A 22,800-nucleotide genomic window follows, 5' to 3' on the forward strand; every position below is an offset into this window, starting at 1 on the left:
TTTATATGGACAACTCGTTAAGGACACGGATCAGGTTTTTGTCAATGGGCTTGTCGTTCTTGATAGCCTGGTCAAAAGGAACATAGACAATCTCATTGTTATGTATGCCTACCATGATATTGTGCTGGTCCTCCATCAGGGCCTGTATGGCGGCCTCACCCAGCCGGCTGGCCAATATGCGGTCGTTGGCACTTGGCGCTCCTCCCCGTTGTAGATGTCCCAGGATAGAGACCCTGACATCATATCCGGGGTATTCCCTTTTTACCCGGTCGGCATAGTGCATGGCTCCGCCATTCTTATTGCCCGGGCTTTCCGTCACGATGACGATGCTGCTGTTCTTGGTCTTCCGGAATCCGCGTCCGATAAAAGTCTCCAGCTGATCCGCATCCGTCCGGTCTTCCGGAATAATGGCGGCCTCGGCTCCCGAGGCTATTGCGCTGTTCTGGGCGAGGAAACCGGCGTCGCGTCCCATCACCTCGACAAAGAAAATTCGGTCGTGCGAGGTGGCTGTATCCCGGATTTTGTCCACACACTCCACAATGGTGTTCAGGGCCGTATCATATCCGATTGTAAAATCGGTACCGTACAGGTCATTGTCGATGGTACCGGGCAGTCCTATGCACGTGACAGGGTATTCCTCGGCAAATATGCGGGCTCCAGTCAGTGAGCCGTCGCCCCCGATGACTACCAGCGCCCCGATTTTTTCTTTCCTCATGGTATCGTATGCCTCTCTGCGTCCTTCCGGGGTGGTGAACGCTTCGGAACGTGCCGTTTTCAGGATGGTTCCCCCACGCTGGATGATGCTGCTCACATCCTCGGTCGTAAGTTCCCTGGACTCGCCCGCTATCAGGCCTTCGTACCCTCTGTAAATTCCTTTGACTTTGAAGCCGTTGAAAATGGCGGTACGGGTCACGGCACGGATTGCCGCATTCATTCCGGAAGCGTCCCCTCCGGAAGTAAGGATTCCTATATATTCATCTTTTTTCATCTATCTCAGTTCTTGTTTTGTTTCATTCTGCCAATATAGCTTTCAGTTTTTTCCGGCAGTGAAAAATACGGCTCTTTATGGTTCCCAAACTCACACCGGTTCTTTCCGCTATCTCACGGTATTTGAACCCTGACAGGTACATCTCAAAAGGTATGAAATGCGACTCCGGTATACTTTTGATGGCATTACGTATCTTTTCCAGGTCATAGTTCCTGTCCACCTCCTCTGTACGGGACTCGTCCATGATCCGCGAATAATATGCAGGATCGGAGGATATGTACAGACGGGTATGACCGACCTCCGCCCGGTAACCGTTGATAAACGTGTTACGCATGATGATAAACAGCCACCCTTTGAAATTTGTGTTCTTGTTGTAACTTTCTTTGTGAAGCATTGCCTTGAGCAGGGTATCCTGCAGCAGATCTTCCGCCTTCTCCCTGTCCGCTGTCAGTTTGTACGCGAAACGGAACAGTTCGTCCTGTACGCTAAGCAGCTCTTTTTCAAAATTGAATTCCTTCATCGGTTGTGCCGGTTCCCTGTTCCGGAAGTGCCTGTTAAAGGCCGGACGGCTCTCCGGACAGGAAAAGCCTGTCCGGCCTTACACCATTCCAGATATGGAATTATTTAACCTCGATAGCCTTGGAAGTTTTTTGTTTTTCTTCCTCCTTCACTTTCGGGATTTCAATGGACAGGATCCCGTGTTCGACTTTTGCGGAAATCTTATCCTTCTCCACGTTTTCAGGTAGCAGGATGGTCTGCTGGAACTTGGAATAAGAGAATTCGCGGCGGAGATACTTCTTGTCTTTCTTCTCCTCCTTCTTCTCTTCTTTCTTTTCCATGCAGATTGTCAGGTTGTTGTTTTCGTCAACATTCACCTTGAAATCATCCTTCGTCATTCCGGGAGCCGCCATTTCAACCTTGTAGTCCTTGTCATTCTCAATGACATTGATGGCAGGAGCCGTAACTCCCGTTTTTGCCAGCCACTCATTCTCGAAGAAATCGTTAAAAATACTCGGCAACCAGTTTGAATTTGTTTTTACAGGTACCATTTTTACCTCCTTTTTTAAATTGTTAATAAATAAAATATTCAAAAAGACAATACAAATCAGTCTGATTGACTGACTCTTATCGTCTGATCATACCTTGTTCGGCTACAGCCTCCGTCCGTCTCCGTATCTCCTCCTGGTCTCCGAGGAAATAGTCCCTGACAAGCACCGGCCGTTCATCAAATTCGAATACATAAGGTACTGCCGTGGGCAGGTTCAAGAGGGATATGTCCGTATCGGAAATATTCTTGAGATGCTTGACTATCCCGCGCAGACTGTTTCCATGGGCAACGACAAGCAGGTTGTCCCTATGCATCAATGTGGGTAGGATGACACATTCCCAATAGGGCATGACACGCATGACGGCATCCTTCAGGGATTCAGTCCGTGGCAGTTCCATTTCGGGAACACCGGCGTAACGGGTGTCGTTCCCCGGATAGCGGGGATCGTCTTCCTTCACCGGCTCGGGCGACACGCCGTAACTTCTCCGCCAGATATGGACTTGTTCCTCGCCATATTTGTCTGCTGTCTCCCTTTTGTTAAGTCCCTGAAGTATGCCGTAGTGTTTCTCGTTCAACCTCCAGCTTTTCTCCACCGGGATCCAGTCTTCATTGAGACGGTCCAGAACACAATTCAACGTTTTCACAGCCCGTTTCAGATAGGATGTGTAAGCCGCCTCAAAAGAGAATCCCGCTTCTTTCAGCATATCACCGGCTTTACAGGCTTCTGCGATCCCCTTATCACTCAGGTCTACATCGGTCCAACCGGTAAAGCGGTTTTCCTTGTTCCATAGGCTCTCGCCATGTCTCAACAATACGATCCTTTTCATGCCATATAGTTTTTATGCAACGGTTATCGAAGGATCCAGATAGACATCCTGAATGGTGTTCAGAAGCGAGACCCCGTCTTTCATCGTCTTCTGGAAGGCTTTTCTCCCACAGATAAGTCCCATACCTCCGGCACGTTTGTTCACCACTGCGGTTACGACGGCATCATGCAGGTCAGATGTCCCATGGGACTCGCCCCCCGAATTGATCAGGCCAACCCTTCCCATATACCCGTTGGCCACCTGGTAGCGGCAGAGGTCTATCGGATGGTCGGAGACCAGTTCCGTATACATACGCCCGTCGGTCTTACCGAATCCGATGGCTTTAAAACCTCCATTGTTGGACGGCAGCTTCTGCTTCACGATATCAGCCTTGATGGTGACCCCGATATGGTTGGCCTGCCCTGTCAGATCTGCTGCCGCATGATAGTCAATCCCGTCTTTCTTAAAACTGCTGTTTCTCAGATAACACCACAATACCGTGGCCATCCCCAACTCATGGGCATATTCAAACGCCTGTGAGACCTCCACAATCTGGCGGCGGCTTTGTTCCGAACCGAAATAGATAGTTGCCCCCACGGCAACGGCACCCATGTTCCATGCCTCCTTCACTGTACCGAACATGACCTGGTCATAACTGTTCGGATAAGTCAGCAGCTCGTTATGGTTCAACTTCACGATGAAAGGAATCTTATGGGCGTACTTACGTGCCACAGCTCCCAGAACTCCGAATGTGGATGCCACGGCGTTGCATCCTCCCTCGATAGCGAGTTTCACAATGTTCCCGGGATCGAAGTAAAGAGGATTGGGTGCAAAGGATGCTCCGGCAGAATGTTCTATCCCCTGATCCACCGGCAGGATGGAGACATACCCGGTATTGGCCAGACGCCCGTGCCCGTACAGGGCTTGCAGGCTCTCCAAGGTGCGTATATTCCTGTCGGAATCCACCCATGCCTTGTCTATCATATTCGGCTCGGGGATATGGATGAGTTTCTTGTCTATTGTCTTGCATACATGGTCCAGGTAGTATCCTGCCTGCGTTCCCAACAAATCAATAATCGTGCTCATGTCAGTCGTTTTTTTATTCCAAATCAGGACTGGCGTTCCCCCAGTTTTGCATCCATGAAAAGGATGCCGCTCTCTCCGGCTTTCTTCATCAGGTTTACGATGTTCAGGAAATTCGCCTCTTCCTCCACCTGCTCCCTGACAAATCCCCAAAGAAAATCACGGGTGGCATTGTCTTTCTCCTCGGAAGCCAGATGTACCAGTTCGTCAATCAATCTGGAAACATGTCTCTCGTGTTCCAAGGCATGTTCAAAGACTTCGGTGGGACTGCCCCAACCCTGTGGAACCACATCGACCTTGTCCACTTTTGCCTCCGCCTCACGTTTGGCCATATATTCGGCGATGGCACATGCGTGTCCTGTCTCTTCCGCCGATTGCTTGCGCATCCAGCGGGCCATGCCGGAAAAACCTTCCTTTTCCAGATAGAAGGACATTGAAAGATACAGGTTGGCGGACCATAATTCCGCAGTAATCTGCCCGTTCAGGGCCTTTTGTAAATTCTCGGTCATAATGAATCTAATTTTTAATGTTGGTACTATTTTTTATTTTTCATATTCAGGGGCAAGCGTGTGCTTGTCTCAAAATATCTGTCAGGACAGGTTGCATCCCGTTTATGAAACATTCCACGGCGATGACCATCAGAATAAGCCCCATCAGTCTCATCATCACATTATTTCCGGTTTCTCCAAGAATTTTCAAAAGCCGCGTTGACACGCAAAGGATAATGAAAGAGAGGAGACAGACTAGGGCGATCACGCAAACCAGTGCAATTTTGAAAATATGCTCAGGGGCATCTTCCATCAGTGTTATGCCGCTTGAAATTACACCCGGACCGCACAGCATCGGAACGGCAAGAGGCGTGACGGTGATGTTCCTGGAATATTCTTTTTTCTCGTTCTCGTTCAGTTTCACATGGGTGAAGTGTGCCTGCAGCATGTCATATCCGATTTTAAAGATGATGATACCTCCCGCAATCCGGAAACCATTGGTCGAGATCCCGAAAAAATGGAACAGGAACCTGCCGCACAAGGTGAAAAGTACCAGTATGACGAACGTGAGGGCGCAGGATTTTAAGGCGATGCTCCGGCGTTCTCCGGCACTCATGCCCTCGGTCATCTGCAGGAAAACCGGCATCACTCCGAGGGGGTCCATCAATGTGAACAACGAAGTGAAACACAACATTGAGTATGCGAATATATCCATAGGATGATACTTGTTTTATTTTTAGACCATTATTTTCTCTGTGAACAATAAACTCCGGTCAGGTTACACGATTTGACACATCATATGAAGCAGGGCAGCCTGCGTTCATATTCCATGGCCAGGATACGCAACAATTCCATAAACGCCGTACTTACATATATCCGTTTTGTGTACAGCCCCTTGATGAAAGAATGGATGGATGAATCCGTATTCTGGCATAGTACGTGAAGTTCGGATATCTGACGGGATATATATTGTTCATGTTCAAGCAGGGTGTTCAAGGCAGCCAGCGGTGTCGGCCATTGCCGGATGTCGCGCCTGATTTCATGGATGGTTACAGCACCTCCTTCATGATAGATGCGGTTCATCATCTGATAGACCTTGCCCATATTGTCCTGTGCCTGTGCACTTAGCCATGAGGCCAATATCGGAAGTTGCTGCCCCTCAAAATAGACCTGCAATGACAGGTACAGGTTAGTTGACCAGATTTCTGTATTGATCAATGTGTTCATCGCATATTCAATTCGTTTATCCATGGCTGTTCTGATATTTGAAATTAGACAAAATAAATTGTAATTCATATCCTGCAATAATCATGAATTTATGTGATAGCATCTGTAAATCGGACTCTTATGGAGTTGTAAAATGAATTTTAATGCTTGCGAGACAAATAGTCATAAAAATGTATAATTATCATGCCTTTTTGTCACAAGATCCCTACAACATTCTCAACAAGATATCCAGTTCTTTCTCTATCATGTTGATCTTGTCGTATATGTAATCCAGCGTATTATGATAGTGCAGGCAGGCCCTGCATTCCTGCAATTCCCTTGACAGGGAGAGTATTTGTTGCCAAAGTTCCTCTTCTGTATGTCCAGGGGGATTATTGAATGCCATAAATGGATTCAGAGAAACTGTTTGGCATGTAATTTGTGTAATAATAGCCGCAAGTCCCGAAAAGGGGCAGGAATGGAAACAAAAAGGCAGAGAATTCCACTAAAGACAGTAACAGACAGAGGAATGAAAACGGAAGGCAGGACCTGTCCGGTTTTGAAACAAATTGCTTTCATAATGCGATTATATGACAACTCTGTTCCCTGAAGTTGTGTTTATATAAAGTTAAGCGTGGGAACTTTGGTATTACCGTTCAGAAGTATCCCCATACTCAACAACATATAATACACAAAGCCCCACGCCTATATATGCTAACAAGATATAATAGTGCATAGGGACACCTGATGTATTATCCAATTGTTGTCTTGAAATTGGGGATTTCCTGAACATGGATAATGCCTAACGCTTACTGTTATTAATCTTTTTTGGTAAAAGACAAGGCAAAAATACTAAAAGAATTGATTCGCGTCAATAAAAATCCAACTTTTTTATTATTTTACTCTCTGCGCCACTGAATTTCATCGCTCTCCGCTCTCCAAATCCCGTGCCCTTCAGCGATAAGTAATCCTGAGTTCATCAATTGCCTCATAAAAGAGCTTTTGTACATCCTAAAATCCGCAACCTGTAATATTTTTGATATCTGGGGTTGCAGATACCTCTCTAAAACGACTCGTTTTCGTAAAGAACCCTAATGGTGCAGTCGCAAGAGACAAAATCCCCTTACCCCATGATGCGACTTGAGGCAATACGCAAAAGGCCACGAAGATTTGAGGCTACCCAAAATCAAATTTGAAGGCCATCATGTATGCATCATTGCTTGTGTATATGTTCAGTATGTGCTGTCTTGCAGTCTTAATCCATTTTGCAGGGACAGAAACATACTTGAATACAAAAGTTTTGATTCTGCTTGTGCGTTTAAGTCCAAAGCTCTTCATGTTTGCGTCAGATATGAGGTGTCTGTAAAAGTTTCGTATTAAAGCGGTCAGAAGCAGGAACACCGTGTTTTCCGCCATGAACGATTTTGGCAGCCGTTTCCAGCCAAAGCCGTTGTTCATGTCGTCCAATACACGCTCAGCACCGCCACGCTTGTTGTAATACTCCACGATGTCACGGTCTGTCGAAGTATAGTCATTTGTCAGTATGCATCTGTATGTATATTCCCCTTCCCACAGGTCGAGTTCCTTGTTGATGCTTCTTTGCCGCTGTATGACAAGGCGGTACGCTTTGCCGACCCATTTCTCTGCAATGATGGAGCATATCTCAAACTCGTGACCGTTTATGTATTCGGTCTTCCATCCGCGCAAGGCAAAGATATCGTCATACAACGATACACACCTGTTTGCGCGGATATAAAAATGCCGACTGTGCTTCTCCACCATTTCCACCATAGCCTCAGAGCATGAGCCACAATCCATCCTCGCACGGTTTATATGTATTCTGGCATTCTCCAAACGCTCAAAAATACGTTTTAGAGTGTCTTCCTGATGGAAACGGACATTGGTATTGCCGTCGCGGTTCTCTATCCCGACGATGACATCGCCGACCGTTGCTATTCCTGGACTGTAACCGGTAAACTTCTTGTAGGTTATTTTTGCGTCAAATTTCTCCGTCTCAATGAACTGGTGGTCAAAATCAAAGTCATATTCATTGTCTGGCAGCAACTGTCCAGTTGCCAGCAATGCATTGACAAGCAGATTGTTAAGGTCGGAAGCCACGTTGAAGTCGTAGCTTTTGCCCGAATCAGACCTGTAGGTCAGATTCGGTGTGGTCAATTCACGAATGGCCCTAAGTATTGTGTCTGCGCTGCATGTACGGAGGGGTGGATGCAAGCAAAGTGCTTCCATAAGGTGTGAGGTCACGTCTTCGACACATGACCCTCCACAGAAATATACGCACATCAGAGAACGTATTATCTCGCTATATTGATAGCCATACACTTTGCTACGCAAACCTAAAGTAGAGTCTATTGTACAAGACAACATCCTGTCGAATTTCTCCATAATTGGAAATATACCACCAAAAGATGTGAGTTTCTCGGATTTTATTTGTACTTTTACCATGCTTGATGAGGTTTTGTTTGACTATTTTTGCAACACTAAGTTAAGTGAATCCTTTGACATGACAAAATCCTGAGCCGCTCGGCTTTGCCGCTTGGCTTGTCCAAGAACTTTTTGTTGTTCAGGATATTATAAAAGTTAAAATTTATAGTGTTGCGGAATTAAGGTAATAACAATACTATGAAATCGTTATTCATATTACAACTTGTATGTTGCGTCATTACAGCCATGCTAGCATTGCAATTAGCCATGGCAAGTTTGCAGGTGAGATGGAAGGTGTGGCGCTACGAAATATCAAGATGGATTCTCGTTGCATCCATGCTATTCTTCTCCGTCCACTACCTCTTACAGATGATTCATGGACTCCGTGCACAAGGTACCGATGTGGGCGCAGCATTCAACATATTGTTCTATACTCCAGTGGCATTTGCCATCACTCTCTCCATAATCAACATAGAGAGCACAGGCAACAAAGTGCGACGGTATTGTTTACGTGGTATGATGGCATACATACTCATCGCCATAGTTTTCGTCATTGGCATGTTCAAAAGTCAAAGTTTACACATTGGCAATATGCTCTATGTGATGCTCGGTCTTTTTGTGGCTAGCATGGCATATTTTATTCTTATCATTCGCAAAGAAACAAAAGCCCGAAAGCAGAAGCTCATGGAGAATTTCGGAATCGACTTGATTCCATACGTGCGCTATTCGCAAGCCAGCATCATTTTGCTATACTTTGCTGCTGGACTCCTTCCTGTAGCAATCCTCTTCAATACCTTATTATATATAATAGGTCCCTTGATATTACTCTCTGTCATCTTTTTCGTCCACACTTTCATTGCTATGGGCTATTACATCACACCCAAAGAAGTCATTCCTGAGGAAAATGACGCAGAAGCAAAAGTCACGGAAGCAGAAGACATGAAAGACGGCAAGAACACTCATGGCACAAATATCTTGACAGCTAATAGAAAGATGGAAATAGAATTAGCCCTCAAGAAATGGTGTGAAGAGGGATTTTATAAGGACTATGAAGTTAACATCTATTCGCTAGCTACCAAGTTGGGATACAAGAAAAACGAACTGACAGAATACTTCAATCAGTCAGAATACACCAATTTTAGAACCTGGCTTAGCGACATTCGTTTTAATGAGGCTGTTCGCATGATGAAAGCCAACCCCGAATATAGCATTGACGCTATTTCCACAGAGTGCGGTTTCTCATCCCACACATGGATTTATCGTATATTCAAACAAAAAACGGGCATGTCACCTAGCCAATGGCGCAAACAGTTTGCCTCCATCTAAATGCGTATTTTTGTAATTTCGCATTAAATAGCATTTAAAAGAGGTGTGTCAGCGTTTTGACACAACCTCTACTTAAAAGATTTAATTTACAATAGTATTGCGGAATTAAGGTACATGAAACCGATAACCTGTCATAGTGGCATTGGGAAAAGCCGTTCAGACGATCCGCATCATGGTCGGCAAAAGATCTAAAGTGACCTCTTTGGCTGTCTTGCGCTTGGAGACATGAATCATTTCAAGCACCTTTATGACGTCTTCAGACTTCGTGCCACGTATCATGGTCACAAGTGTACCTCTGCCACCACGTCCCGCACGATTAGTGACAACAGTATATAATTCTCCGCAGCTTAAAGAAGTCTCGTCAATACAAAGGCTAGGGACCTGAGGTTGTGCCCGCATTCTGACACATTTACATTTGTAGTATTAAATATCCCAATAAAAATATAAGTGTATATTGTAATGGGATCTTAATAGAGGATTAAAAAATAAATACTTAATGGGCTGTTTCTTATGAATTCTACTGAAATCTTATAATAATTGCTCAAAAAATCACATTCTTTGTATACGTAATATCCTAATTTTGGAACGCAAATTAAAAGAATATTAATAAACTAAATTATCTGATTTATATGACAAAATTAAGATGTATGCTTTGTTGCCTGATGATCTGTACTATTACTATTGATGCTAGGACTGTTAATGATATATATAAAAGAATATCTGCACAAGTCTCCTTGAAGGTTCCCGGTAATCAATCACGAAACTATTCCCTTGCTTTTCAAGGAGCCGTTGATGATAAGGGAATCTATCTGTTAGAGTCTGAAGAAAAAATACCATTAATCATTACAGAGAGAATAGAACGTGACAATGTTAAATGTGTAATGGTAGTAAGTATTACGGCATTGGAAGACGTGTACTTTAATTATCAACAACAGTTGAAAACAGGCTTCCGACATAATGACTGTATGTTTTATCTACCAGGATTCTGGTATAGTCGCAATTTACGTTCTCCTAAAGGTGCTCCTTCATTTCATATATCAGAGAGTTGGCTGGTACGTGAGGATCGTCTGAGCTCACCCCTTACCGGTATCTTCAATCAGAAAGATGGACGTTATATGACTGTGGCACGCAAGGACGATTTTCAATGGGATGCCCTTGCTACCCACCAAACAGGCGAAATCATCCTCTCGGGCAAAACGTCCCTAGGGTTCACCGGCTTTGAGAGCCATGACGGAACATCAACACTATCTTTTGGATTTCCTTACCGAGAAGCTCCTAAAACCTATATTCGTAAGTTGACGCTGGCTCCGGAGGTTACATCTTTCCAATATCTAAAAAAAGGAGAAACAGTACTCCTGACCTGGGAATTTATCGAGGGGCAGGCTACAGACTACTCAGATTTTATTTGCCATACTTGGGAATATTGTTATGATACATACCGTCCCCAACCTGTGAAAATACCTTTTTCTCCAGAAGAGATAAAAGGAGTGCTGAGCAATTATTTTGTGGAAAGTTTTGTTGGGGACAAAGCTCTTGCCTATTACTCCAGCCCTGAAATGAAAGTGGCAGCCTGTGCCAACATGAATGTAGCAGAGATAGGTTTTGTCGGTCGCGTACTTCTAAACGCTTTCAATGCATGGGAGTTTGGCAATGAGAATGGACGTGATGACCTTGCAGCTAGCAGTAAAAAGATATTTGATAGTTACTTAGAAAATGGCTTTACGGAAACCGGTTATTTGCGTGAATGGGTAAATCTGGAAAATGATAGTGATGTGAAAGAAGAACGCCCAGTGCATAGCATACGTCGTCAGTCGGAAGGAATTTATGCCATGTTTCATTATCTGAATTATGAACAGAAGTATAAACGTCACCATCCTGATTGGGAACAACGCTTAAAGAAAATGCTCGATATGTTCTTGCAACTGCAAAATCCAGATGGAAGTTTTCCACGTAAATTCCATGATGACTTTACAGTTGTTGACGGAAGTGGAGGAAGTACTCCATCCGCTACATTACCTCTGGTTATGGGATATAAATATTTTAAGGACAAACGCTATCTGTCCGCTGCCCGGCGTACTGCGGAATATCTGGAAAAAGAGCTTATATCAAAGGCTGACTATTTCTCCTCTACGCTGGATGCAAACTGTGAGGATAAGGAAGCTTCCCTCTATACCGCTACGGCAACTTACTATTTATCATTGATAACAAATGGTACGGAACATAACCACTATGCCTCTCTGACACGAAAAGCGGCTTATTTTGCCTTGTCCTGGTATTACGTCTGGGACGTTCCGTTTGCTCCCGGGCAGATGTTGGGTGATATCGGTCTGAAAACTCGCGGCTGGGGAAATGTCTCGGTGGAGAATAATCATATTGATGTATTTATTTTTGAATTTGCCGATGTGCTCCGTTGGCTTTCCAAAGAGTATAATGAACCTCGTTTCTCTGATTTTGCTGAAGTCATTTCTACTTCCATGTGCCAGTTACTTCCTTATAAAGGACATATGTGTGGAGTGATAAAAGTTGGTTATTATCCGGAAGTGATCCAGCACACCAACTGGGATTATGGAAGGAATGGAAAAGGATATTATAATGACATGTTTGCTCCCGGTTGGACGGTAGCATCCCTTTGGGAATTGCTGACACCGGGACGTACTGAGAATATACTGTTGAAATAGCTCTGATATCCACTTTTCAGGATATTCTTATATCCTGTTGTATGTTAATTAATGAAACTAACAATTAAGACAATGCAGAGACTACGTATTTTAGTTATATTAATACTTCTTTCTTTGATGCCTCTTTATTCCCTTGCCGTTCTGAATGAAGGACAATATGCATTCCGTTCACTTGATATCAATAATGGATTATCCCAGAATACGGTCCATGCCATCCTTCAGGATAAACAAGGATTTATGTGGTTTGGGACGAAGGATGGTCTTGACCGGTATGATGGTATCTCTTTTCGGACTTTCATGAAAGAATCCGGAACCTTGGGCAATAATTTCATCACTTCTTTGTATGAAGACAATCTTGGGCAAATATGGATTGGGACAGACGTAGGCCTATATGTCTATTGCCCACAAATGGAAAAGGTCAGGCATTTTACTCTGATAAGTAATTCAAACATAGATATAGACTGTACGGTCAATCTGATAACTGGGGACCAGAAAGGAGGTATCTGGGTTGTAACTCAGACGCGGGGAATCTTCTATTACAATCCCCAGGATAGCCAGTTGGTTAATTATCAGTCGGACGGGTCCGGTACTCTGAACCTTAAAACTTCCGGCCAACTCTATTTTGATTCGGACGATGTCTGCTGGTTGGACATACGTGATGGAAATCTGTATTATTCAAAAGACAAGCTTAAAACTTTAACTCCGATTTTTCCAGAAGATTCAAAAGTGTCTTTCAGAGATGAATACATCTATAAATTGCTCCCCGGACCCTATAATTGCATGTATGTGGGAACTGTATTCGGACTGAAAGAAGTGAACCTAACTAATAAGACTATCCGTACCCTTCTTTCCAAGGATGAATTGGGAGGTGATATTTATATCAGGGAACTTGCATTTTATTCAGATGACGAATTATGGATAGGAACCGAATCGGGACTTTATATCTATAATCTGCACACGGCAAAAATCATCCACTTGCAGAACGTCAACGGTGATCCCTATTCAATCTCTGACAATGCCATCTATTCGATTCTCAAAGACCGTGAAGGCGGAATGTGGATAGGGACTTATTTTGGGGGTGTGAATTATTACCCCCGGCAATATACCTACTTTGATAAAGTCTATCCCCAGAAAGAATCAAACAAAATGGGAAAAAGGGTGCGGGAGTTTTGTGCCGCCCATGACGGCACACTCTGGATAGGTACAGAAGATAAGGGGCTTTTCCATTATTATCCTAGTACTGGAAAAATCGAACCGTTCATTCATCCGGATATTTATCATAATGTTCACGGATTGTATTTGGACGGAGATTATCTGTGGGTTGGGAATTTTGCAAAAGGATTGAAGCGTATTGATTTGAGGACATACGCTGTAAAGCACTATGATAATATTGCAAGTGATATCTTTTCTATCTGCCGGATAACTGCGGGCGATCTGTATCTTGGAACAACAATAGGATTGTTTCGGTACAACCCAGATACGGAACGTTTTAAACGCGTCCCCGAACTTGGGTGGACGTTTGTTTATTATATAAAGGAGGATAAGCAGGGGAATTTATGGCTGGCAACTTATGCCGATGGCGTCTATAAAAAGAATGTCCGTACAGGTGGTTGGGAACATTTCGTACATGAGGAAGCAGACTCGTCCACCCTTCCATCCAATAAGGTGCTGAGTATTTTTGAAGACAGTCAAAATCAGCTATGGTTTACCACACAAGGAGGTGGCTTCTGCCGCTTTGTGCCTTCCGCCAACACCTTTGTCCGTTATGACGGTATCGGTCTGCCAAGCAACGTCATTTATCGGATTGAAGAAGATGAAAAGGGATTGTTCTGGGTTTCAACCAATAAAGGGCTGGTGCATTTTAACCCGAAGAATTCCAGTTTTAAAGTGTATACAGTTGCTAATGGGTTGCTGAGTAACCAGTTTAATTACCAGTCCAGCTATAAGGATAAGAATGGACGGATTTATTTTGGCTGTATTAACGGTTTCATCTCCTTTGCCCCCTCCTCCTTTATTGATAATGATTTTTTACCCTCTGTTTTGATTACCGATTTTATGCTCTTTAATAAAAAGGTGGTAGTCGGAGAAAAAGGCTCTCCATTGAAACAAAGTATCACTTTGTCAAACCATATCGAACTTCAGTCAAATCAGAATTCGTTCTCCTTCAGGATAGCTGCGATAAGTTATCAGTCACCGAGCATGAATACACTGCTATATAGACTGGAAGGGTATGATTCCGAATGGCATACAGCGGGTAAGGGCCCTATTACGTATTCCAATTTACCTTATGGGACATACATGTTACGCGTGAAAGGTGCGAATAGTGATGGTGTATGGAATCCAGATGTACGCACATTGGGGATCAGGATATTGCCCCCGTTTTATTTATCCGTATGGGCATACCTGATTTATATCCTATTGATACTCGGTACATTTTTCGCCCTCTTCTTTTATTTAAGGAAGCGTACTATTGAAAAGCAGCGTAAAGAGATGGAGAAGTTCGAACAGGAAAAGGAGCAGGAACTCTACACCACTAAGATAGATTTCTTTACAAATGTGGCACACGAAATCCGTACTCCTTTAACACTGATAAAGTGCCCATTGGAGAATGTACTTGCTGATAGGGAACTCTCCGAAAATGTAAGGATGGAATTGGAAATTATGGATCAGAACGTGGAGAGGTTACTGAACCTGATAAACCAATTACTTGATTTCCGTAAAGCGGAAAATAAAGGTTTTAAATTGAATCCGAAAGAATATAATATCGGTACTATCGTCCACTCTGTTTATAAGTATTTCACCACTTTGGCAAAGCAAAGGGGAATTAAACTTGAAGTAGAAGTTCCAGAGGAAGAATTGTTGGCTTCTGTTGACAAAGAGGCTTTGACCAAAATTCTCAGTAATCTGTTTGCTAATGCATTGAAATATGCCCGGACATACGTTTATCTCCATTTGTCTGTTGATGAGAAGAATGAGGTGTTCACTATCTCTATGAGTAATGATGGGAATATAGTCCCTATCGAAATGCGTGAAAATATTTTTAAAGCCTTTGTCCAATACCGGGACGGGAAAGATATTGTCTCGGGCACAGGCATCGGATTAGCTATGGCTCGTTACTTGGCAGAGTTGCATCAAGGTATGCTGGTGATGGACCGGGAGCTAGATTGTAACCGTTTCATTCTTTCCATTCCAATATTACACCAGACACTTCCGGATGATTCGGAAGAACAACATAAGAAACCTGGGTATGATGATGAAGATCGTGAAGTTTCTGATAAAGATAAAAGAGAGGTTGCTTCCATATTGGTTGTAGAAGATAATAAGGATATGCTTGCTTTTGTGTTCAGGCAATTGTCTTCATTGTATCATGTACTGATTGCGGAAAATGGGGTCGAGGCGTTGGACGTTCTTGAACAGAAATCTGTGGATCTGATAATAAGTGACATTATGATGCCTCTGATGGACGGGGTTGAATTATGCAAGCATCTGAAACAAAATCTGGACTATAGTCATATTCCTGTAATATTATTGACAGCTAAAACTAATCTGGAATCAAGAATCGAAGGACTTGAAGAAGGGGCGGATGCGTATATTGAAAAGCCGTTTTCTATGGAGTATCTTCGTGCCAATGTAGCAAATCTGTTGAGTAATCGGGAAAGATTACGCCGTCACTTTATTGAATTTCCTTTTATCAAAGCAGATGCAATGGCGCAGACAAAGGCCGATGAGATGTTTATTAGCAAGTTAAATGAGTATGTATTACGCCATCTTGATAATACGGACCTGCAAATTGATGATATAGCGGATGCAATGAATATGGGACGTTCCAACTTTTACCGGAAATTGAAAGGAATCCTAAATATGAGTCCGAACGAATATCTCCGCCTTTTCCGTTTGAAGCAGGCAGCTTCCATACTGAAAGAAGGAACCTATGGAGTGGTGGAAGTCTCTTACATGGTAGGGTTCAGTACCCCCTCCTATTTTTCAAGCTGTTTTAAAAAACAGTTCGGAGTACTGCCTAAAGATTTCATATCGCACTAGTAATATGTATTTTGCTTTAAATTTTATAATATCAGGTCATTTTCTGATATTTTATCCGAGTTGTTCCGGGTAATTTTGCAAATATATTAACAACTAAATTTGATGTATGACAAGGTATTTACTTTTTTTTGCCAGCCAGCCTTCGGGCGGAAGAGAGAGTTGTTTTCCTATCGTATATATAAACGATTCTTAGTTTGAGAATTTGTACTGTAATTTATATAAAGTCAAAGAAATAATTATAAAATAAATTGCACACACAATGAATAATAGAAAAGAAAATGAACAGAGTTGTATAGTAATGAATAAAAAAGAGGGTACATCGTGCATTACGACACACCTCCCTGTATTTCAGAGAAAAATCTACACTACTAATCAAAAAATCTATTGATATATGAACTGTAAAGTAAAACAAGGATGCCTTACCAGCGAAAGCTGTTGCATCCTGTTATGGTTAGCCTTCACATTATTTCCCGTTTCCGTTGTAACGGCGGCAGATAATAGAAAGATCGACGAGAGCCAGCAAAAAGAAGTAAAAGCAGAAATGAAAGGATATGTGGGAGACGAAAACGGAGAGCCTGTTATTGGAGCTACCGTATTGGAAAGTGGAACGCAGAACGGGGTTATAACAGATGTGGACGGTATATTCACTATACAGTTGGCAAAGAACGCATCATTGATCATTTCATATGTTGGGTACCAGAAGAAAACGGTAGTGGTAAAAGATAAGAAGTTCATTTCCGTTAATTTGACTCCGGACAGGAGTATGATGCTGGATGAAGTGGTCGTGGTCGGTTTTGGCAAACAAAAGAAAGAATCCCTCGTGGGAGCTGTGCAGGCAGTGAAGCCGGAAGACCTGAAGATGACATCCAGTAATCTTAGTACTTCATTTGCCGGGAACGTTCCAGGTATCATCGCCGTACAAACACAGGGTGAACCAGGCTCTGATGAGGCGAAATTCTATATACGTGGTATATCAACTTTTGGTTCGAATACCTCACCGCTGATCATACTTGACGGTGTGGAAATCAACGCTACGATGATGAACAATATTCCTCCAGAATCTATCGCGTCGTTTTCTGTGCTGAAAGATGCTACGGCAACGTCCCTATACGGCTCACGGGGGGCTAACGGAGTTATCATCGTTACTACCAAGCAAGGACAGCTTTCCGAGAAAATGTCTGTAGATATCCGCTTTGATAATACTTTCTCCATGCCTACCTATGTGCAGAAAATGGCAGATGGCCCGACTTACATGGATATGTATAATGAAGCCGTTTATAATCAGGCTATTGCCAATAACCAAGAGTATGAGCCTTTCTATAGCCGGGATAAGATAGATAAAACACGTGCCAATGCAAATCCCTACCTGTTCCCAAACAATGACTGGTACAGTATGTTGTTCAAAGACTTCGCCGTTAATCAGAATTTGAATATCTCCATCAAGGGCGGAAGCAAAAATGTGGATTACTTCCTGAATGCTGGAATCTTCTATGAAAATGGTATCATCCGGCAACCCAAGGAAGATAAGCTTGATGTGGGTATGCGCAACAAGAAATACCTGTTTCAGAGTAATGTGACAGCCCGTGTTACCTCTACGACGAAAGTGGGGCTAAATATGAATACGCAGTTGTTCTACCACCATGCCCCCAAAACAAGTACCCGGAATTTGTTCGCCTATTCCATGCATGGGAATCCCGTACGTTTTCCTGCTACACTTCCTGCTGAACCAGGGGATACATACATCCGCTACGGTAGCAATGATCCGTGGGATGTGGGAAAATCAGAGCCGAATCCTTACGCCAAATTGAGTGAAGGTTATACGGAACGAAATTATGTCTATATGACGACCGCTTTCAATCTCGAACAGGACTTGAAGTTTGTCACACCAGGGTTAAAACTCACCGGACTGGCATCTTTCTATAATTACAGTTTTAACTGGCTGGATCATTGGATTGTACCTTTCTACTATAAAGTATCTGATGACTATACGATGGATGATCAGGGAAACTACCTTTATAAGACTTCGACTATCGGTGAGCCGGGAGAACCTTATCTGAAGAGCAATTCCGGGCGTGATCCGACAGAGAGTGTCTGGTCTTTACAGGGAGCGCTGGACTACTCACGCCAGTTTGGTGGACATGATGTGGGAGCTACCCTTGTTTACCACATGAAAGAAACCAAGAAAGTGAAGGACGGCGGAGCTGAAAAAGATCTTCTTCCTTACCGTGAGCAAGGGATGGCCGGACGTCTGACCTACAGTTTTGGTCAGCGTTACCTGCTTGAGGCTACCTTTGGTTATAATGGCTCGGAGAATTTCAGAAGCGGGCATCGTTTCGGATTCTTCCCTGCGATTGCCCTAGGATGGACTATTTCTAATGAAAAGTTTTTCCAACCGTTAAAAAAAACAGTTTCCACTCTGAAAATCCGAGCTACTTATGGATTGACCGGAAATGATGCGCTTGCCACTCGCTTTCCCTATGTAACAGAAGTCAGTATGAATAATAATTTGGATTGGTGGACTGGTAGCGGTACCCGCGTGAATGGGCCGCTTGTAAATATTTATGGTAATGCGAACGCTACATGGGAGAAATCGAAAAAGCTGAATTTAGGTGTCGATATGACCCTTCTTGAATCTATGGATATAACCATTGATTATTTCAAGGAAGACCGTAGTGGAATTTTTATGCAACGTTCGTCCGTCCCTTCAACAATGGGAGTGACAGGTATGCTGCCTTATGCCAACATTGGCTCGGTAAAGAATAAGGGTGTGGATATGAGTGTAGCATACAGCAAAGTAATTGGCAAAGATTGGGTGCTCCGCCTGAACGGTAGTCTGACCTATGCACATAATGAGATTACGGAGATAGACGAACCGGTGAATGTAGAACCCTATTCTTCAAGAATCGGACACCCGATAAACAGTATTATGGGATATGTGTCTGACGGATTGTTTACTTCTCAGGAGGAAATAGACAGATCTCCCAAACAGTCGTTCGGAAATTATACGGTGGGAGATATTAAATATAAAGATCTGAATGGTGATAACGTGGTGAATGGTTATGACAGGACGATTATCGGCAATCCTGAAATTCCGGAGATTATCTATGGTTTTGGAGGAACGTTGAAGTATAAAAAGTGGGATTTGTCTCTGTTTTTCCAGGGAGTGGCCAAAGTCAGTTTAATGATGAGCGATATTCATCCGTTCAGCGAAGCGGGCCATAAAGGATATAACATTGCACAGTATATCGTTGATGACCACTGGTCGGAAAGCAATAATGTAGCCGGTGCCGCCTATCCCCGATTATCACCCGAATTTATCACGAACAATGCGCAAACCAGCACTTATTACCTACGTAACGCAGCTTTCCTGCGCCTGAAGAATGCCGAACTGGGCTATTCCTTCTTCCCGTGGCTGCGTGTGTATGCAGCAGGTACTAATTTGCTGACATTCTCTCCGTTCAGTACCTGGGATCCTGAAATGGGAAGTGGGAATGGTTTGAAATATCCGCTACAGCGCACGGCCAAGATCGGGATTCAGTTTCATTATTAATTAAGAACAGAATAAGTTATGAAAAATATATATACAAAGTTATGCCTGTCGGCAATCGGCTGTTTAATGATGGCATCATGTGATTTTCTTGATGTGGTTCCGCAAGGTACTGCTACCGTGGATGATATCTACCGGACACAATATCAGGCTGAAGGAATGGTACTGTCTTGCTACGCGAATATCCCTAACTATTTCCATCCCCAACAATTTCCTGATTTTACCGGAGGAAACGAAATCATAACGAGCAAAGGAGGAACAACGCGCTGGTTTCATTTCCGCAGTCTGGTTTATGGGGAAGAATCCCCAACAACGACTTATTACTCATTATGGAGCAATACAGCAAAATCTTATCCGCAGGGTGCTGTGAAGAAAGCAGTATGGGAAAGTATCCGCAATTGCTATAATGTGCTTAATAATCTGGATAGGGTATCGGACATTACCCCCGAAAACCTGAGCTGGTGGAAAGGTGAAGCGCTGTTTTTGATCGGGTATTATCATCAGATCATGCTGGAGTACTATGGACCGATAGTTATTATTGACAAGGAAATACCAATGGAAAGTTCTCCGGCCGAGATGATGACCTCCCGTTCTCCTTATGATACATGTGTCGATTTCATTGCCAATAAATATTCGGAAGCAGCTAGATTACTTCCTGGCGTATGGGATTCAAGTAAGAGAAACAGGGCTACCTCTTCTGCTGCCTTGGCTTTCAAGGCTCGGCTGTTGCTTTATGCCGCCTCGCCGTTAGTCAATGGGAATAGTGAGTTTTATTCCGACTTTAAAAACCCCGACGGCACTTTTCTGATTAACCAGACTTATGACCGGGAAAAGTGGAAGAGAGCGATGGATGCTGCCAAAGAGGCCATAGACCTTTGCGAAGAGAACGGTTACAAACTTTATGGAAATTCGACCAATGACTTGGAGCAAGGGAAGAAAAACTATCATGAAGCCTTTGTCGGTGATGGGATCAGTGGTAGCGGATTTAACTGGAATGAAGTCCTGTTTGGCTTTGCTGAACAGGGAACTATTTCCTACTGTATCAAGAATATGGCTCCTCGTGTTGAATTTACAAGTTATTCGACCAAAGGTTTTAGAGGGTCCTTATTCCCGACGTGGGATTGTGTGAGTAGGTATTATACCAAGAACGGTCTACCTTGGGCAGATGACCCCGAGACTAAGAAGCTTGATCCGTATTCCATTGCACCAGGTGATAGTACGATACGTTTTCACAGGAATCGTGATCCGCGCTTTTATGCCTCTATTGGCTTTGATCGTGGAAATTATGACGTGCAGGGAAAGACAATAGTGCTCAAATGCAGACGTGGTGAAATGCAGCAGAATAATGGCAATGCCAAGGATGAGTATCAAACGGACAACGGTTATTATTGTCAGAAATGGGTGTCTAAATATGATACCTATAATAGGACTACCGATCAAATAACCTACAACCGTTGGTGCTTTCCTTATATGCGTCTGGCCGAACTCTATCTGAGTTATGCAGAAGCGGATTTCGAATATAGCGGCACACTGAGTACTGCCAGTCTGTCCTATTTGAATAAAGTACGTGAACGTTGCGGATTACCTACCTTTGCAGATTCATGGGCAAAAGCCGGTGGTATTCCTTCAGGAGAGAAGTTGCGCGAAATATTACATGATGAACGCTCCATTGAATTGGCTATGGAAGGCAGACGTTTCCATGATATGCGCCGTTGGAAAATTGCCCATACTGAAATGATGCGTTATCAGAAATCCTGGACATTATCCGGAAAAACCGCTGATAGTTTTTATAAACTTACGGACATGAAAGAAACCGGCGTTCGTAATTTTACCGCTCCCAAGAACTATTGGCTTGCTATTCCACAAGATCAGATAGAAGTAAATCCCAATCTAGTGCAGAATCCGGGATACTAGAGAATCAGCTCTTATATAACTAACAATTAGAGGAAAGGACAAAATGAAAAAGGTAATGTGTTTATTGGCAATTATGTTTATGATTGCCAATACTTCGGCACAAACACGGGTGATTGCCCATCGTGGTTTCTGGAAAACCCAAGGATCAGCACAGAATAGCATTACATCTTTGTTGAAAGCGGATTCTATAGGATGTTATGGTTCGGAGTTTGATGTCTGGCTGACAAAAGATAATGGTTTGGTGGTTAGCCATGATGGGATTATTCAAGGGCATAAGGTTGAAGAGTCCACTCTGAAGGAATTAACCGGGTTATGGTTAGCGAATGGAGAATGCGTACCCTCCTTAAAAGAGCTTCTGGAAACAGCTAAGCGGAAAACATCTTTGAAGCTGGTGCTGGAGTTGAAAGCTCATAGTAAACCCGAACGGGAGATAAAAGCTGTTGAAGAGATCGTTTCGATGATAAAGAAGATGGGACTCGAACCCCGGATGATATATATCACCTTTTCGTCTCACGCATTAAAGGAACTGATCCGTCAGGCTCCCACAAGCACTCCTGTATATTATCTGAAAGGGGACTTATCTCCACAACAACTGAAAGAATTGGGTAGTGCCGGACCGGATTATCACTTCTCTGAATTTTACCGTTATACCGATTGGATTGAAAGTTGCCATGCCTTGGGGCTAAAAGTGAATGTATGGACGGTTAATAAAAAAGAGGACATGCAATACTTTTGGGATAAAGTCGACTTTATCACTACAGATGAGCCGTTGGGACTGTTGAAAGATATAATGAAGGTCAAATAGATATATTTTCTGAGATAATGTATAGTCCAACTGATTACCTTTAATAATCTGTTGATTATTTATGTTTTTGGAAAATGAGTTTCAAGTTTTCAAACGACTGTTCATGTTGATACAGTTGAATGCTGATTGAAAACAAAACAATAGCGGAAACAATGAATGTCAATCTTGTATAAGAAGGCAAACGTCCAAATTTATAGTTCAGCTCCATTAATCGAACTGAATAGGGGTATTTATTAAATAATATAAAATTAGCCAACTAATTCATAGCCAAATTATTGCGAATTAGTTGGCCTTTTTGTATCTTTAGGTATTCCGTGCGACAAGAAGTCGTACAAGTAATTGTTCAGCACTGTGCCTGAACCTATTGTTCTGTCAATAGTAGTCTAAAGAGGCGTGCTTTACCAGTCATGGTTTAGTGCGAAGCCCTC

Annotated in this window: 17 protein-coding genes; 6 read left to right on the forward strand and 11 right to left on the reverse strand. The window is 43.2% G+C overall.

Features of this window, described 5'->3' with window-relative positions:
- Nucleotide 1 precedes the first annotated feature (1 nt).
- The 10 genes from pfkA to N5O98_RS12440 all read right to left on the reverse strand — a co-directional run bounded on the left by pfkA (nucleotide 2) and on the right by N5O98_RS12440 (nucleotide 8,082).
- Nucleotides 2-988, reverse strand: a complete 987-nt coding sequence (gene pfkA, locus N5O98_RS12395; RefSeq protein ID WP_004308113.1) for a 6-phosphofructokinase — start codon at nucleotides 986-988, stop codon at nucleotides 2-4.
- Nucleotides 989-1,010: 22 nt separating this feature from the next.
- Nucleotides 1,011-1,508, reverse strand: coding sequence for an RNA polymerase sigma factor (locus tag N5O98_RS12400; protein WP_004308114.1), 498 nt, complete (start codon nucleotides 1,506-1,508; stop codon nucleotides 1,011-1,013).
- A gap of 100 nt (nucleotides 1,509-1,608) precedes the next feature.
- Nucleotides 1,609-2,037, reverse strand: a complete 429-nt coding sequence (locus N5O98_RS12405) for an Hsp20/alpha crystallin family protein (RefSeq protein WP_004308115.1) — start codon at nucleotides 2,035-2,037, stop codon at nucleotides 1,609-1,611.
- Between the two features lie 76 nt (nucleotides 2,038-2,113).
- Nucleotides 2,114-2,863 (reverse strand): 2,3-diphosphoglycerate-dependent phosphoglycerate mutase, encoded by a 750-nt coding sequence (gene gpmA / locus N5O98_RS12410; protein WP_004308116.1) that lies wholly within the window; start codon nucleotides 2,861-2,863, stop codon nucleotides 2,114-2,116.
- A 12-nt stretch (nucleotides 2,864-2,875) separates the two neighbouring features.
- Nucleotides 2,876-3,928 (reverse strand): class I fructose-bisphosphate aldolase, encoded by a 1,053-nt coding sequence (locus N5O98_RS12415; RefSeq protein WP_004308117.1) that lies wholly within the window; start codon nucleotides 3,926-3,928, stop codon nucleotides 2,876-2,878.
- Between the two features lie 23 nt (nucleotides 3,929-3,951).
- Nucleotides 3,952-4,434: a ferritin gene (locus N5O98_RS12420; RefSeq protein WP_004308118.1), complete on the reverse strand. Its 483-nt coding sequence runs from the start codon at nucleotides 4,432-4,434 to the stop codon at nucleotides 3,952-3,954.
- Between the two features lie 46 nt (nucleotides 4,435-4,480).
- Nucleotides 4,481-5,128: a MarC family protein gene (locus tag N5O98_RS12425; RefSeq protein ID WP_004308119.1), complete on the reverse strand. Its 648-nt coding sequence runs from the start codon at nucleotides 5,126-5,128 to the stop codon at nucleotides 4,481-4,483.
- 80 nt (nucleotides 5,129-5,208) lie between these two features.
- Nucleotides 5,209-5,664 (reverse strand): ferritin-like domain-containing protein, encoded by a 456-nt coding sequence (locus N5O98_RS12430; RefSeq protein WP_005680129.1) that lies wholly within the window; start codon nucleotides 5,662-5,664, stop codon nucleotides 5,209-5,211.
- 181 nt (nucleotides 5,665-5,845) lie between these two features.
- A complete protein-coding gene (locus N5O98_RS12435; RefSeq protein ID WP_008771119.1) occupies nucleotides 5,846-6,025 on the reverse strand; it encodes a hypothetical protein in 180 nt (59 codons plus the stop codon).
- A 770-nt stretch (nucleotides 6,026-6,795) separates the two neighbouring features.
- On the reverse strand, nucleotides 6,796-8,082 hold the full coding sequence (locus tag N5O98_RS12440; RefSeq protein WP_004312659.1) for an IS1380-like element ISBfi1 family transposase: 1,287 nt from the start codon (nucleotides 8,080-8,082) through the stop codon (nucleotides 6,796-6,798).
- Nucleotides 8,083-8,259: 177 nt separating this feature from the next.
- Here N5O98_RS12440 and N5O98_RS12445 point away from each other — a divergent pair, with 177 nt between their 5' ends.
- Nucleotides 8,260-9,387 carry an AraC family transcriptional regulator gene (locus tag N5O98_RS12445; RefSeq protein ID WP_004312658.1) on the forward strand — a complete coding sequence of 376 codons (1,128 nt, stop codon included), beginning with the start codon at nucleotides 8,260-8,262 and terminating at the stop codon, nucleotides 9,385-9,387.
- Nucleotides 9,388-9,543: 156 nt separating this feature from the next.
- Here the strand turns inward: N5O98_RS12445 and N5O98_RS12450 are convergent, their stop codons facing one another.
- The gene (locus tag N5O98_RS12450) at nucleotides 9,544-9,786 is read right to left on the reverse strand and encodes a transposase (RefSeq protein WP_004318648.1); all 243 of its coding nucleotides are present in this window, start codon (nucleotides 9,784-9,786) and stop codon (nucleotides 9,544-9,546) included.
- 230 nt (nucleotides 9,787-10,016) lie between these two features.
- On the opposite strand from N5O98_RS12450, the gene N5O98_RS12455 reads away from it, so the two are divergent.
- The 5 genes from N5O98_RS12455 (at nucleotide 10,017) to N5O98_RS12475 (ending at nucleotide 22,372) form a co-directional block, all read left to right on the forward strand.
- Entirely contained in the window at nucleotides 10,017-12,065 is a 2,049-nt protein-coding gene (locus N5O98_RS12455; protein ID WP_004318649.1) for a hypothetical protein, read from the forward strand.
- 72 nt (nucleotides 12,066-12,137) lie between these two features.
- Nucleotides 12,138-16,106 carry a two-component regulator propeller domain-containing protein gene (locus tag N5O98_RS12460; protein ID WP_004318650.1) on the forward strand — a complete coding sequence of 1,323 codons (3,969 nt, stop codon included), beginning with the start codon at nucleotides 12,138-12,140 and terminating at the stop codon, nucleotides 16,104-16,106.
- A gap of 391 nt (nucleotides 16,107-16,497) precedes the next feature.
- A complete protein-coding gene (locus N5O98_RS12465) occupies nucleotides 16,498-19,656 on the forward strand; it encodes a SusC/RagA family TonB-linked outer membrane protein (protein WP_118161354.1) in 3,159 nt (1,052 codons plus the stop codon).
- Nucleotides 19,657-19,674: 18 nt separating this feature from the next.
- Nucleotides 19,675-21,567 carry a RagB/SusD family nutrient uptake outer membrane protein gene (locus tag N5O98_RS12470; RefSeq protein ID WP_118161353.1) on the forward strand — a complete coding sequence of 631 codons (1,893 nt, stop codon included), beginning with the start codon at nucleotides 19,675-19,677 and terminating at the stop codon, nucleotides 21,565-21,567.
- A gap of 43 nt (nucleotides 21,568-21,610) precedes the next feature.
- The gene (locus N5O98_RS12475; RefSeq protein WP_004308129.1) at nucleotides 21,611-22,372 is read left to right on the forward strand and encodes a glycerophosphodiester phosphodiesterase family protein; all 762 of its coding nucleotides are present in this window, start codon (nucleotides 21,611-21,613) and stop codon (nucleotides 22,370-22,372) included.
- Nucleotides 22,373-22,800: the final 428 nt, after the last annotated feature.

The sequence above is a fragment of the Bacteroides sp. LFL-34 genome, from assembly GCF_027257075.1.
In the GTDB taxonomy this organism is placed as follows: domain Bacteria; phylum Bacteroidota; class Bacteroidia; order Bacteroidales; family Bacteroidaceae; genus Bacteroides; species Bacteroides ovatus.